Here is a 13,057-nt window from a genome sequence, read left to right as displayed (position 1 = left end):
CTAAGGTGGCACGTCGAGCACGATCACGTACCACCCCTTTCGCACGGAGGCGGCATGTCGGCCACCCGCTACACCTATCTCGGGCCCGCGGGCACCTTCACCGAGGCCGCCCTGCGCACCCTGCCCGAAGCGGGCACCCGTGAGCTGGTGCCGCTCGCCTCGGTGCCGGCGGTGCTGGACGCCGTGCGGGTCGGGGAGGCCGCCGGCGCCTTCGTCCCGGTGGAGAACTCGGTCGAGGGCGCGGTGACGGCGACCAGCGACGAGCTGGCCACCGGCGCGCCGCTGATGATCTACCGCGAGGTGCTGCTGCCGATCGCCTTCGCGCTGCTGGTCCGCCCCGGCACCACGCTGGCGGACATCAAGACCGTCACCAGCCACCCGGTCGCCCAGCCGCAGGTCCGCCGCTGGCTCGCCGCCAACCTGCCGGACACCCGCTGGGAGTCGGCGGCCTCCAACGCGGACGGCGCCAGGCTGGTGCAGGAGGGACGGCACGACGGCGCCTTCGCGGGTGCGTTCGCCGCCCCGATCTACGGCCTGGACGTCCTGGTCGACGACATCCATGACGCGGAGAACGCGACCACCCGTTTCGTCCTGGTCGGCCGGCCCGGGCGGGTCTCCTCGCCGACCGGCGCGGACAAGACCTCGATGGTGGTCTGGCTGCCGGACGACCACCCGGGTGCGCTGCTGGAGCTGCTGCAGGAGTTCGCGGTGCGCGGGGTGAACCTGATGCGCATCGAGTCCCGGCCGACCGGCGAGGGGCTGGGGAACTACTGCTTCCTGATCGACTGCGAGGGCCACCTGAGCGAGCGGCGGGTGAGCGAGGCGCTGATGGGTCTGAAGCGGATCTGCCCGCAGGTGCGGTTCCTGGGCTCGTACCCCCGCGCCGACCACGGGACCCCGACGCCGCAGCGCCCCGGTACCGCGGACACGGATTTCAGCGCGGCCGCCGACTGGCTCTCGCGCTGCCTCGACGGACGCGGCGAACTCTGATCCGTCCGGGCGATCCGCCCGGCGGCACCGTGCACCTCGCTCCCCAGCGATCGTTTTCATGAACAGCACGGAACGATTCGGTGCATTTCAGTCCAATTCCGCCCTTTTTCGACGGATGGACGGTTCACCCATGCGGTCGCACGGCCTCGACCCCGGGATGCCGGCAGACCGGGCTCATCCACAGGCTTGACCGTTCATCCACAGACCGGGGCGGCGTCGAGTTATCCACAGTTATCCACAGGGCTGGGGACGAATCGACAAACCGGCATATCCATCTACACGGCCACCTAGATCATCAGCTAGGCGGTCAGGAGCGACCAATCGGACCAGAGTCACCCTAGCTCCATCAAATCACCAGCCCGGGTGAGCAAATTACCTCACGCGGGAAGGTAAATCGGGGTTTCAAACCTCATTTCCCTGGTCGGCTACCCCGTACTTCGTCACCTTCCGCCCATCCACAGGCCTCGCGGAGAGCCTGTGGACAGTGCCGCAAAAACCGGTCCCCAGCCCTTCGTCCACAGTAGTTATCCACAGGATGGCGGGAGTTATCCCCAGGCCTGATCCACCGTCATCCGGCGTGCCAGAGGGGCCCGGCACCGGCCGCCGCCGGGAGGAGGACGGGATCCCGGACGACCGGGCGGGCGGCGACACCACCGGCGGCACCACCGGCGGGCCGGCGCGGCCATGGCCCGTCCGGCGCCCGGGCCCGACGCGACGCGCCAAAACCGGTTCCTGTGAGCGCTCCGCTCCCCGGTAGGCTGGCCCCGTGATTGACCTTCGCCTGCTTCGTGAGGACCCTGACCGAGTGCGCGCCTCGCAGCGCGCCCGTGGCGAGGACGTCGACCTGGTCGACGCCCTCCTCTCCGCCGACGAGCGGCGCCGGGCCTCGGGCAGTCGCTTCGACGAGCTGCGCAACGAGCAGAAGGTGCTCGGCAAGCAGGTCGCCAAGGCCCAGGGCGAGGAGAAGGCCGCGCTGCTCCAGCGCACCAAGGAGCTGGCCGCCGCGGTCAAGGCCGCCGACGCCGAGCAGACCGAGGCCAAGGAGGAGGCCGACCGCCTGCTCCGCGCGCTCGCCAACCTGATCGACCCCGCCGCCCCGGTCGGCGGCGAGGAGGACTTCGTCACCCTCGAGGAGATCGGCACCCCGCGCGACTTCGCGGCCGAGGGCTTCGAGCCCAAGGACCACGTCGAGCTGGGCCAGATCCTGGGTGCGATCGACACCGAGCGCGGCGCCAAGGTCGCCGGCGCCCGTTCCTACTACCTGACCGGCGTCGGCGCGCTGCTGGAGCTCGCCCTGGTCAACATGGCGATGGCGCAGGCCACCGAGGCCGGCTTCATCCCGATGATCACCCCGGCGCTGGTCCGCCCGGCCGCCATGGACGGCACCGGCTTCCTCGGCCAGGCCTCCGAGAACGTCTACCACCTCCCCGAGGAGGACCGGTACCTGGTCGGCACCAGCGAGGTCCCGCTGGCCGCGTACCACATGGACGAGATCATCGACGCCGACAAGCTGCCGCTGCGCTACGCCGGCTACTCGTCCTGCTTCCGCCGCGAGGCGGGCACCTACGGCAAGGACACCCGCGGCATCATCCGCGTCCACCAGTTCGAGAAGGTGGAGATGTTCGTCTACACCACGCCGGAGGACGCGGAGGCCGAGCACCGCCGCCTGCTCCAGTGGGAGAAGGACTTCCTCACCGCCCTGGAGCTCCCGTACCGGGTGATCGACGTCGCCTCCGGCGACCTCGGCGCCTCTGCCGCGCGCAAGTTCGACATCGAGGCCTGGATCCCGACCCAGGGCAAGTACCGCGAGGTCACCTCCACCTCGAACACCACCGAGTACCAGGCCCGCCGGCTCTCCATCCGCCTGCGCGAGGAGGGCAACAAGGTCCGCCCGCTGGCCACGCTGAACGGCACCCTGGTCGCCGTCCCGCGTGTGATCGTGGCGATCCTGGAGAACCACCAGCAGGCCGACGGCTCGGTCGTCGTCCCCGAGGCGCTCCGCCCGTTCCTCGGCGGCCGCACCGTGCTGGAGCCCGTCAAGTAGCACCCGGTGGGCGGCAGGGGGCACCGCTCAAGCGGCCCCTGTCGCCCACCGGTCTCGGCACCACCGTCCGGCGGTCCGCACGCGACGCCGGACACTCTCATGCAACTCCCGGGAGACGCACGGCAGATGAGCACCGCAAGCCACCGACCCGACGTCTCCCCCGATGGCGACCTGCCCTTCCGGCTGGTCGCCACCGACCTTGACGGCACCCTGCTGACCTCGGCCGAGACCGTCTCGGAGCGGACCCGCGCCGCGCTGGCGGCCACCGTCGCCGCCGGGGCGCTGCACATCATCGTCACCGGCCGCTCGGCCAACTGGGCCCGCCCGGTCTTCGACGCGATCGGCTACACCGGGATAGCCGTCTGCGGCCAGGGCGCCCAGGTCTACCACGCGGGCGAGCACCGGCTGCTCACCTCGCTCACCCTGGACCGGCGGCTCGCGGCGCTGGCGCTGGCCAAGATCGAGGCCGAGACCGGACCGCTCGCGGTGGCCGCCAACCAGGACGGCCTGGACGGCGCCGTACTGGCCGGCCCCGGCTACCAGCTGCAGATCGGCTCCGACCTCCCGATCGTCCGGGTGGACGGCTCCGAGCTGCTCACCGCGCCGATCAGCAAGCTCTACATCCAGCACCCGGAGCACGACGACGACACGCTGGCGCGGATCGCGCAGCAGGTCGCGGGCGACCTGGTCGGCGTCACCGTGGCCGGGGCGGGGATAGTGGAGCTGCTGCCGGTCGGCCTGAGCAAGGCCACCGGCCTGGCGGTCGCCGCCAACCGGCTCGGGGTGAAGTCCCGGCAGACCATCGCCTTCGGCGACATGCCCAACGACATCCCGATGTTCGCCTGGGCCGCGCACGGGGTCGCCATGGCGGGCGCCCACGAGCAGCTGCTGGCGGTCGCCGACGAGGTCACCGTCGGCAACGACGAGGACGGTGTCGCGGTCGTCCTGGAACGGCTCTTCCCGGCGGCCGGCTGAGCCCGCCCGTCATACGGCGGTGGCCCGCTCCCGGATCCGGGAGCGGGCCACCGCCGTCGTGTTCAGCCGCCGGCCGGCCGCTGTGGGCCGGTCAGCCGTACGACACGTTGCTGCACGGGTCGTCGTCGGCCGAGCGGGCGTCGTTGCTGACGCTGGTCGGCAGCGGGCCCGGGGCCGCACCCGACCCGCCGGAGGCTCCGCCCGCGCCGGTGCCGCCGCCCGCCGCCGCGAAGTCCTTGCCGAGGACCACGCTGATGCCCGCCTTGGACACCGGCTCCAGCGTGGCGCCGGGGAAGAGCGAGGCGACCGTCTGCGCCTTGGCCTTCTCGCCGGGGCCGTACTGCACCGAGGTGGTGGCGTGGTCCCGGGTGGCCGCGTTGGTCTTCGTGGTGACGATGAACTTGGCGTCCTTGAGCTTGGTCTCCGCGGTGGTGGCCAGGCCCTGGGTGGTGGTGCCGTTGTAGATGCCGACCCTGATGCCGGTGCCGTCGACCGAGGCGGGCGCGGGCGCGTTCTGACCGCTGTCGGAGGCGGGGGCCGAGGAGGCGTCGGCCGAGGGGGCGGCACTCGCCCCGCCGCTCGCGTCCTGGCCGTCCAGCGTCCGGTCGGCCTTCAGCGCGGCGAAGAGCTCCTCGGTGTCCGGGTGGACCAGCGCGACCCGGGCGCCCTCGTACTTCCAGGGAGCGGTGATGAACTTGATGTCGTGCAGGTCGATGTTCTTCAGCGAGAGCGCGAAGGAGAGCAGCTTGTCCGCCGAGCCCAGGCCCTCGTCGACCGTGAGCGACTTGGTCGCGGCGTCCGCCAGCGGAAGCAGGTTGGTCGGGCTCATGCCCTTGCCCTTGACGTCCTTGATCAGGGCGGAGAGGAACGCCTGCTGGCGCTTCATCCGGCCGATGTCGGAGCCGTCGCCGACGCCGTGCCGCAGCCGGACGTAGTCCAGCGCCTGCTGGCCCTCGACCGTCTGCTCGCCCTTGGGGAAGATCTGCTTGCCCTTGTGGCCGAGGTTGGGGTCGAGGTCGCCCTCGTAGATGGCGTTCGGCAGACAGACCGTGACACCGCCGATGGCGCTGGTCATCGCGGCGAAGCCGGCGAAGTCGACCACCATGGTGTGGTCGACCCGGAGGTTGGTCAGCTTCTCCACGGTGTTCTGGGTGCAGGCCGGGTTGCCCTTGTCGGTGTCGCCCACGGCGAACGCGGAGTTGAACATGACGCTGTTCTCCTCCTTGGTCCACTTGCCGTTCGGCAGCTTGCAGGCGGGGCGGGTGACCAGGGCGTCGCGCGGGAACGATATGCCGACGGCGTGCTTGTGGTCGGCGTATATGTGCAACAGGATCGTGGTGTCCGACCGCGCACCCGCGTCACCGCCGCCGCCGAGGTCCTTGTTGGTGCCGCCGCGCGAGTCGGAGCCGATCATCAGCACGTTGACCGGGCGGTTGCCGTTGGCGTCGGCGGCACCCGCCTCCGGGCGGTCCTTGCTGACACCGTCCTGGCCGAAGGTGCTGATGTTGCCGTTGAGCTTCAGGTAGACCGCACCGGCGCCGGCCACCAGCAGGATCAGCGAGGAGGCCGCCACCCAGGCGATGACCTTCTTCTTGCTGCGCTTCTGCTTGCCGCGCGGCCCGCCCCGGCCGGACCCCCGACCGCCGCGTCCACCGCCGTCGCCGTCACCGTCACCGCTGCCACCGCCGCCGTTGCCGCGGCGGGCCGCCGCCCGGCCCCCGGGCCTCGGCTCGTCCGTGGCCGCGGCCCCGCGACGCTGCCCGGGCACTCCGTACGAGGCGCTCGCAGCGCCGCCCGGGCCCCGGCCGTCGCGCCACCACTCGGCGTCGTGCCCGGACGCTCCCGCCCGCTGGCCTGACATACCCACACCCTTCACCAGACGGCAGGAACACAGCACACAGCGGACCCGCCGTGTGCTGGAGCAACGCCCGGCGCCCGCCGAACGTGCCGCACCACCGCCCCCGGTGGCACGCAGCTCTCGCACAGACATACGCAGAGAGCTTCAGCGGAGCATATAAAGGCCACATGATGAAGTCACCGCCCGGGCACCGGGTTGTCCGATCCCTCACATAACGGATGTCCTCCCGGCACGGCCGGCCCGCGCGGAAGCCGTGAGGACATGGACATCCCCGGGGTCCGCGGGCGGCTGTCACCACGACCGGCCGGCGAGCCGCAGGACCGGCGGACAGCGGGCCGTACGACAAGCGGACAGCACGCCGTAGGACAACCGGACTGTGAGTTGTAGGACAACCAGGCGGTCAGTTGTAGGACAACCGGACAACTACTTGTAGGATGACCGGGCAAGCGGTTTTGAGATGATCGCCACCCGACCTGGAGGGAGCCCGGCATGACCACTACAAGCAACGACGGTCTGCAGGCCGCCGGGCGGCGCTCGCTCGTCGACGCCACGATCGAGCAGCTGCGGGAGCAGCTGAGCGCGGGCAGCTGGCCGGTCGGCGGGAAGATCCCGACCGAGCACGAGCTGGCCGAACGCCTTCAGGTCGGGCGGAACACCGTGCGCGAGGCGATCCGGGTGCTGGTGCACGCCGGAATGCTGGTGTCGCGCCAGGGTGAGGGGACCTTCGTCCGGTCCACCAGTGACCCGGCCGCCGTGCTGCGCGGTGTGCAGCGCTCCGGTGTACGGGACGTCCTGGAGGTCCGCGCCGCACTGGAGACCGAGGCGGCCCGGCTCGCCGCGCTGCGGCACACGCCCGAGGACATCGCCCGGATGCGCGACGCGCTGGCCCGGGAGGCCGAGGTGTTCGCCTCCCACCCGGAGCGGGCCGGCCGGGAGGCCACGGTCGAGCACGACCTGGAGTTCCACACCGCCGTGGTCGAAGCCGCGCACAACCCCGCGCTCACCGAGGTCTACCGCTACTTCGGCGCCTCGGTGCACGAGTCGATGCGGGCGGCCTTCGGCGACCACGAGATGCCCGAGGCGGTCGTCGCGACCCACGAGGCACTGGTGGACGCGATCGAGAGCGGCGACCCGGACCTCGCCGAGGCCGCGTGTCGCGAGCTGCTCGCGGATCCGACGGCCGCCGTGGAGCAGCTGCTCGCCAGCATCGCCGCGCGCAAGTAGCGCCCGGCTCGACGCGCCGGCCGCGTCCTTTCGTACCTCATCCCCGTCCCGCCCCGGGTCCGCTCTGCCCGGACCCCGGTTCCTGCCCGGACCTCATCGGTCCCTGCCCGGAGAGAAAGCCCGCCATGTCGGTCACCCGTGCCCAGCAGCCGGTCACCACCCCGGTAGTCAGTACCCGCACCAAGCTCGCCCACCCCGCGCTGCTGCTGCTCGGCATCGTGCTGGTCGCGCTCAACATGCGCGCCTGTCTGGCCGCCGTCTCACCGATGGTCGGCGAGATCCAGCGGGCCTTCGGGCTGTCCTCCACCGCGAGCGGGCTGATCACCACCGTCCCGGTGCTGTTCCAGGGTGTCGGCGCGCCGCTCACGCCCCGGCTCACCCGGCGCTTCGGCGCGGAGCGGGTGGTGCTCGGCGCGGTACTGGTGCTGGGTGCCGGGGTGCTGCTGCGGGTGCTGCCCTCGGTGGCGGCGCTGTACGCGGGCTGCGTGGTGATCGGTGTCGCGATCGCCGTGCTGAACGTCTCGATGCCCGGCCTGGTGAAGCGCGAGTTCCCGGACAAGGCCGCGACCATGACCGGCGTCTACTCGACCACCATGCTGATCGGCGCCACCCTGGCGGCCGGTTCCTCGGTGCCGCTGGAGAAGGCGCTCGGCGGCGGCTGGGAGGGCTCGCTCGGTGCCTGGTCGGTGCTCGCGCTGATCGCGGCGGTCGCCTGGCTGCCCCAGGTGCTGCGCTCCCGTCAGGAGCGGGCGGTGGGCGCCGCGCCCGCCGGTGCGCGGTCGGCGGCGGCCGGCGTGGCGAGCAAGCCGATCGAGGGGATCTGGCGTTCGCCGCTGGCCTGGCAGATCAGCCTGTTCATGGGCATCTCCTCGCTGATGGTCTACACCCTGGTCGCGTGGATGCCGACCATCCTGGCCGACCACGGCATGGACCGCGGCGAGGCCGGTCTGGTCTTCGCCTTCAGCAACCTGGTGCAGGTCGGAGGCGCCTTCCTGGTCCCGCTGGCGGCCGGCCGGATGACCAGCCAGCGCGCGCTGGCGGTCTCGATGGCCGTGCTCAACGGGCTGGGCGTCGCCGGTCTGCTCGTCGCCCCGGTCTCCGGTGCGTGGGTCTCGGCCGCGGTGCTCGGTGTCGCCCAGGGCGGTTCGCTCGGGCTGGGGCTGGCCTTCATCGTGCTGCGGACCGGCACCGCGGCGGGCGCCGCCCAGCTGGGCGGGATGAGCCAGGCGATCGGCTACCTGGTCGCCGCGGCCGGGCCGGTCGGCGCGGGTGCCCTGCACCAGGCGACCGGTAGCTGGGACCTGCCGCTGATCCTGCTGCTGGTCTTCGCCCTGGTCGTCGCCGTGGCGGGCTGGGGCGCGGGGCGCAACCGCACGCTCTGAGCGCTGGTCGGAAACTTTCGAAAAAAGTTCTCAGCGGAGCGATGAGTTCCGCGTCGCCCCCCGGTCTACCCCTGTGAAAGCGCACCGCAGGGTGCACACAGCGAAACCGAGACTGGGAGAACGACATGACTGACGCGAACGAGCTCGGCGAGGTCACCATCACCCGTGAGTTCGCCGCCTCCCGCGAGGTGGTGTTCGCGGCCTACACCGAGCCGGAGCAGTTCGTCCGCTTCTGGGGGCCGGCCGGCACGAGCGTGCCGCTGGACACCGTCACCCTCGAGCCGTGGGCGGGCGGGCGGTTCGACAGCACCATGGTCATCGACGCGACCGGCGACCGGTACCCGCTGAAGGCCGCCTTCCTGGAGGTCAAGGAGCCCGAGCTGCTCACCTTCGCCGAGGAGGGATCGCCGCTGGTGGGCAGCATCCGGCTGGTCGACCTCGGCGGGGACCGGACGGAGGTCGTGGTCCACCAGACCGGCGTCCCGCCGATGTACCGCACCCCGGAGGCCCTCGCGGGCCTCAACTCCAGCCTCGACCGGCTCGGGGAGCACCTCGCCCGGCGCTGACGCCCCGCCACCCGGCAGAGGAGGGGGCCGCGCCGGGCGGTCTAGACCGCCCGGCGATAGGGAGCGTGGGTGAAGAAGGGGGTCCCCCCGGCCGAAGGCTGGGGGAGGGTCGAGAGCCGAGTCTGGGCGTGCAGCGTGAGGAGAGCGCAGCGGCGCTGCGCGCGACGAGGGATGTGCGTTCAAGGGCCCCTCCTGCCCGATGGCGGGCAAGGAGGGAGAGAGCTATCGGCACGCGACACCGCGGGCCCTATCGCCGGTCGGTCTCACTCCTCGCCGGCGAGGGTCAGGCCCGCCAGTCGCACGGAGGCGAAGGCGGTGGCCGCGACCGTGATCACGATCAGCAGGGGGACGGCCACGGCGAGGCCGACCGGGGCGGTCAGCGCACCGTCGGCGGCGAAGGCCTTGGCCACCGAGAGTCCCCACTGCTGGATGCTGAGGGTCCTGGCGCCGTCGATGAAGTTGCCGACCAGGCTCTCCCAGACCAGCGCGTACGCCAGGCCCGCGATCACCGCGTGCCGGGTGACCACGCCGAGCAGCAGGAAGACCGCGCTGTAGGCGGCGCCGGAGACCAGCGTGCCCAGGGTGAAGGCGACGGCCAGGTTGTCCTTGGTGCCGTAGATGATCAGGCCCGCCAGCAGGGTTGGGACGGCGGCGAACAGCCAGGTGGTGACGGTGGCCACGGCCAGCTTGGTGGTGATGATCTTCCAGCGGGGCAGCGGTTTGGCCAGCAGGTAGACGATCGAGCCGTCGTCGATCTCGGTGGCGATCACACCCGTCCCGACCACCAGGCCCAGGATGGGCACCAGGGTGCCGAGCGAGAGCGTGCCGAGGATGCTGACGGCCAGGTCGTGCCTGTCGGCTCCCGAGCTCCGTGCGATCACGGAGATCATCAGCAGCAGTGCCGGGACGACCAGCAGCAGGACGCCGCGGCGGCGGCCGAGCAGTCCGCGTACGGTCAGCCTGGCTACGGTCCGGTTCATGGGGTTCCAGCCCTTCCAGTGGAACGCGGGGTCAGGACGCGACGAGGTAGGAGAAGACGCTCTCCAGCGACTCGTCGGCCGGGGAGACGGTGTAGAGCCGGATGCCGGCCTCCTTGGCGACCTTGGGCAGCAGGGTGGTGAAGCCCTGGAAGTTGATCGCCTGGATGCGCAGCGCGCGCTCCTGCCAGTCGAGTTCGATCCCGGCCGTGGAGCCGTCGGCGATCAGCGCGGCGGCCAGTCGCCGGTCGTCGCTGGAGCGGACCAGGTAGCGGTGCGGCCGGTCGGTCATCAGCCGCCGGATCCTGCGGAAGTCACCGGAGGCGGCGTGCCGTCCGGCCACCACCACCTCGATGTGGCGGGCGAGTTGCTCGACCTCCTCCAGGATGTGCGAGGAGAACAGCACGGTCCGGCCGTCCGCGCCGAAGCGGCGCAGCAGCTCCATCAGGTGCAGGCGCTGGCGCGGGTCCATGCCGTTGAACGGCTCGTCGAGCAGCAGCACCGTCGGATCGTGCACCAGGGCGGAGGCCATCTTGACGCGCTGCTTCATGCCCTTGGAGTAGGTGCCGGTACGGCGCTCCTGGGCGTACTCCATCTCGACCAGGGCGAGTGCCCGGCGGGCCGCGGCGCCCGGGTCGGGCAGGCCGTGCAGTTCGGCGTTGGCGAGCACGAACTCCCATCCGGTCAGGTAGTCGTACATCGACTCGCGCTCGGGGACCAGGCCGATCTTCCGGTACACCTGCTGGTTCCGCCAGATCGGCTCGCCGTCCAGGGTGACGGCCCCGGCGGAGGGGGCGAGGAAGCCGCTCATCATGTGGATGAGGGTGGACTTGCCCGCACCGTTCGGCCCGAGCAGGCCGGTGACACCCGGTCCGATGCTCATGGACACGTCGTTGACCGCGACGACGTTGCCGAACCAGCGGGAGACCTTGTCGATGGTGATGACAGCCATGCCGGCGCCCTCTCAGATCTTCCGGTAGCGGCTGAGCATCAGCCAGTACGAACCGACCACCAGTACGGCGATCTCGACGGCGAAGACCACCACGCCGAGCGCGCCGGGGGCGTGTGCCGCACGCGAGCCGGCCGGCTGGCCGAAGACCTGGTTGACCAGGCCGCTCACCAGCATCGACGGGGAGAGCAGTGAGGACCACTGCGCGGAGTCGGGCACCACGTCCTTCACCCCGCCCGCCAGGCCGAAGACGATGCCAGCGATGATCGAGCTGATCGCCAGCACGCCCATGATCGCGGCGACGCCGAAGCCCCGGCGCGGAGTGCTCGCGGCGATCAGCAGGCCGAGTGCCGAGAACAGCACGGCGTACAGCAGGGCGGCCGCCAGTCCGTAGAGGAAGTGGGCGGTGTTGTGGCCGAATGGCAGTCCGCCGAGGACCGCGCCCAGGTAGAGCACCACCAGCGGCAGCACCATCAGGAGCGTCATCGCCGCGACCATCGCACCGAACTTGGCCCGTACGTAGTCGCCCCGGGTGATCGGTCGCGAGAAGTACAGCGGCACCGTCTGGTAGCGCAGGTCACGGGACATCAGCACCGGTGCCTGGGCGGCCAGGAAGATCTCGATGAAGATCGTGAAGCTGGCCAGGTACTGCGGGTAGTCCAGCGGCAGTCGCTTGCCGTGCTGCAGGATCGCGACGGCGACGATCACCAGGGCCGGCGCCGTCAGGGCTCCGAGCACCAGCATCGGCAGCACCTTGGACTTGCCCGAGCGCCCGAGACCGTACGCGGCCCGCAGGCTCTGCACGAAGAGCGAGCGGGTGGCGTACGAGCGGCCCAGGCGCGGGCCCTGGTACGAGCGGTAGCCGATGTTGTGGATCACGCCGCTGTCCGCGGCGGCCGTCCGGTCGGCCGTGGCCTCAGGAGGCAGCGACATCGTGGGCACCTCCTGCCTCTTGTGCCGCTCCGGTCCGGGCGGCATCGGTTCGGGGGTCGTCGTGGACGGAGCCGTCGTGGACGGAGCCGTCGTGGACGGAGCCGTCACTGCGGGCGCCGCCGGCCGGGGCGCCGCCGGTGAAGATCTCGGCGACCCGGTGCCGGCGCTGCTCCAGCCGGACCAGGCCGAGCCCCAGGTCGGCGACGGTGTCGCGGACCGTGTCGTAGGTGTCGTCGTCCCTTATCTCGACCAGCAGGACCCTGGAGCCGTCCGGCGAGACGGTGAGCCCTGCCTCGGTGAGCCGGGCGCGCACGGCCGCGTCGGCGTCGAAACCGAGGTCACTCGGGTGGTCGGTGACCTCGACCGCGAGCAGCTGGGTGGCCTCGGTGAAGGAGGCCGTGGACGAGGAGCGCAGCAGGCGGCCGCCGTCGATCACGACCAGGTGGTCGCAGGTGCGCTCCAGCTCGCCCAGCAGGTGGGTGGTGACCAGGACGGAGATGCCGAAGTCGCTGTACACCCGGCGGATCAGTGCCAGCATGTCGTCGCGGCCGACCGGGTCGAGACCGTTGGTCGGCTCGTCCAGCAGCACCAACTGCGGGTCGTGGACCAGCGCCTGGGCGAGCTTCACCCGCTGCTTCATACCGGTCGAGTAGCCGCCCATCGGCCGGTAGCGCTCTTCGTAGAGCCCGACGTGCCGCAGCGTGTCGGCGGTGCGCTCACGGGCGGCGGCCGCGGGGAGACCGGCCATCCTGGCCATGTGGACGACGAACTCGGTGGCCGAGACGTCCGGTGGCAGGCAGTCGTGCTCCGGCATGTAGCCGACCCGCTCACGGATGGCCGGGCCCTCGGTGGCGATGTCCAGACCGAGCACCCGGCCGGTACCGGAAGTCGCCGGGGAGAGCCCGAGCAGGATCTTGATCAGTGTGGACTTGCCCGCACCGTTCGCCCCCACCAGGCCGACCACCCCGGGCTGCACCTCCACGGTGAGCTGGTCGAGCGCGGTGACCCGGGGGAACCTCTTGGTGAGGCCGTCCGTCTTGATGACAGTGGACACGTCTCCCAACGTAGTGCGCGACGGCCGCGCGCGATATGAGCTGGCACGACGAATCCCGTCTGCGCCTGTGGGATGACACCTGGGGCCCGATCCCCTAGGGGTCGG

11 protein-coding genes are annotated in these 13,057 nt (G+C 71.4%); 6 read left to right on the top strand and 5 right to left on the bottom strand.

Annotation, left to right across the window (positions count from 1 at the left end):
- The first annotated feature begins 54 nt into the window (after positions 1-54).
- The 3 genes from pheA (at position 55) to ACSMTC_RS20015 (ending at position 4,009) form a co-directional block, all read left to right on the top strand.
- Complete coding sequence (gene pheA / locus ACSMTC_RS20025) at positions 55-990, top strand: prephenate dehydratase (protein WP_436561078.1); 936 nt, start codon at positions 55-57, stop codon at positions 988-990.
- Positions 991-1,756: 766 nt separating this feature from the next.
- A complete protein-coding gene (gene serS, locus ACSMTC_RS20020; protein WP_436561077.1) occupies positions 1,757-3,034 on the top strand; it encodes a serine--tRNA ligase in 1,278 nt (425 codons plus the stop codon).
- 126 nt (positions 3,035-3,160) lie between these two features.
- Positions 3,161-4,009 (top strand): HAD family hydrolase, encoded by an 849-nt coding sequence (locus ACSMTC_RS20015; protein ID WP_436561076.1) that lies wholly within the window; start codon positions 3,161-3,163, stop codon positions 4,007-4,009.
- Positions 4,010-4,100: 91 nt separating this feature from the next.
- Here the strand turns inward: ACSMTC_RS20015 and ACSMTC_RS20010 are convergent, their stop codons facing one another.
- Positions 4,101-5,870 (bottom strand): LCP family protein, encoded by a 1,770-nt coding sequence (locus ACSMTC_RS20010; protein ID WP_436561075.1) that lies wholly within the window; start codon positions 5,868-5,870, stop codon positions 4,101-4,103.
- Positions 5,871-6,356: 486 nt separating this feature from the next.
- Here ACSMTC_RS20010 and ACSMTC_RS20005 point away from each other — a divergent pair, with 486 nt between their 5' ends.
- From ACSMTC_RS20005 to ACSMTC_RS19995, 3 genes are all read left to right on the top strand, one after another.
- Positions 6,357-7,091, top strand: a complete 735-nt coding sequence (locus ACSMTC_RS20005) for a FadR/GntR family transcriptional regulator (RefSeq protein WP_436561074.1) — start codon at positions 6,357-6,359, stop codon at positions 7,089-7,091.
- A gap of 125 nt (positions 7,092-7,216) precedes the next feature.
- Entirely contained in the window at positions 7,217-8,473 is a 1,257-nt protein-coding gene (locus ACSMTC_RS20000; protein ID WP_436561073.1) for a CynX/NimT family MFS transporter, read from the top strand.
- 125 nt (positions 8,474-8,598) lie between these two features.
- A complete protein-coding gene (locus ACSMTC_RS19995; protein WP_436561072.1) occupies positions 8,599-9,039 on the top strand; it encodes an SRPBCC family protein in 441 nt (146 codons plus the stop codon).
- A 263-nt stretch (positions 9,040-9,302) separates the two neighbouring features.
- Here the strand turns inward: ACSMTC_RS19995 and ACSMTC_RS19990 are convergent, their stop codons facing one another.
- Genes ACSMTC_RS19990 through ACSMTC_RS19975 form a run of 4 tightly spaced genes read right to left on the bottom strand, consistent with a single transcriptional unit; the run spans position 9,303 to position 12,952 of the window.
- Positions 9,303-10,019: an ABC transporter permease gene (locus ACSMTC_RS19990; protein ID WP_436561071.1), complete on the bottom strand. Its 717-nt coding sequence runs from the start codon at positions 10,017-10,019 to the stop codon at positions 9,303-9,305.
- 31 nt (positions 10,020-10,050) lie between these two features.
- A complete protein-coding gene (locus tag ACSMTC_RS19985; RefSeq protein ID WP_436561070.1) occupies positions 10,051-10,968 on the bottom strand; it encodes an ABC transporter ATP-binding protein in 918 nt (305 codons plus the stop codon).
- Positions 10,969-10,980: 12 nt separating this feature from the next.
- Positions 10,981-11,898 (bottom strand): ABC transporter permease subunit, encoded by a 918-nt coding sequence (locus ACSMTC_RS19980; RefSeq protein WP_436561069.1) that lies wholly within the window; start codon positions 11,896-11,898, stop codon positions 10,981-10,983.
- On the bottom strand, positions 11,882-12,952 hold the full coding sequence (locus ACSMTC_RS19975; protein WP_436561068.1) for an ABC transporter ATP-binding protein: 1,071 nt from the start codon (positions 12,950-12,952) through the stop codon (positions 11,882-11,884). The genes ACSMTC_RS19980 and ACSMTC_RS19975 overlap by 17 nt, the downstream gene beginning before the upstream one ends.
- Positions 12,953-13,057: the final 105 nt, after the last annotated feature.

The organism is Kitasatospora sp. HPM-01-4 (assembly GCF_051374625.1).
In the GTDB taxonomy this organism is placed as follows: Bacteria; Actinomycetota; Actinomycetes; order Streptomycetales; family Streptomycetaceae; genus Kitasatospora.
This window is presented reverse-complemented; position numbering and strand designations above follow the sequence as displayed.

Bases quoted from the DNA above. Each gene is read 5' to 3' on its own strand.
- ACSMTC_RS20010 (WP_436561075.1), bottom strand. From the start codon at position 5,870: ATGTCAGGCCAGCGGGCGGGAGCGTCCGGGCACGACGCCGAGTGGTGG.
- ACSMTC_RS20015 (WP_436561076.1), top strand. From the start codon at position 3,161: ATGAGCACCGCAAGCCACCGACCCGACGTCTCCCCCGATGGCGACCTG.
- ACSMTC_RS20005 (WP_436561074.1), top strand. From the start codon at position 6,357: ATGACCACTACAAGCAACGACGGTCTGCAGGCCGCCGGGCGGCGCTCG.
- ACSMTC_RS19985 (WP_436561070.1), bottom strand. From the start codon at position 10,968: ATGGCTGTCATCACCATCGACAAGGTCTCCCGCTGGTTCGGCAACGTC.
- ACSMTC_RS20000 (WP_436561073.1), top strand. From the start codon at position 7,217: ATGTCGGTCACCCGTGCCCAGCAGCCGGTCACCACCCCGGTAGTCAGT.
- pheA (WP_436561078.1), top strand. From the start codon at position 55: ATGTCGGCCACCCGCTACACCTATCTCGGGCCCGCGGGCACCTTCACC.
- ACSMTC_RS19980 (WP_436561069.1), bottom strand. From the start codon at position 11,898: ATGTCGCTGCCTCCTGAGGCCACGGCCGACCGGACGGCCGCCGCGGAC.
- ACSMTC_RS19995 (WP_436561072.1), top strand. From the start codon at position 8,599: ATGACTGACGCGAACGAGCTCGGCGAGGTCACCATCACCCGTGAGTTC.
- ACSMTC_RS19990 (WP_436561071.1), bottom strand. From the start codon at position 10,019: ATGAACCGGACCGTAGCCAGGCTGACCGTACGCGGACTGCTCGGCCGC.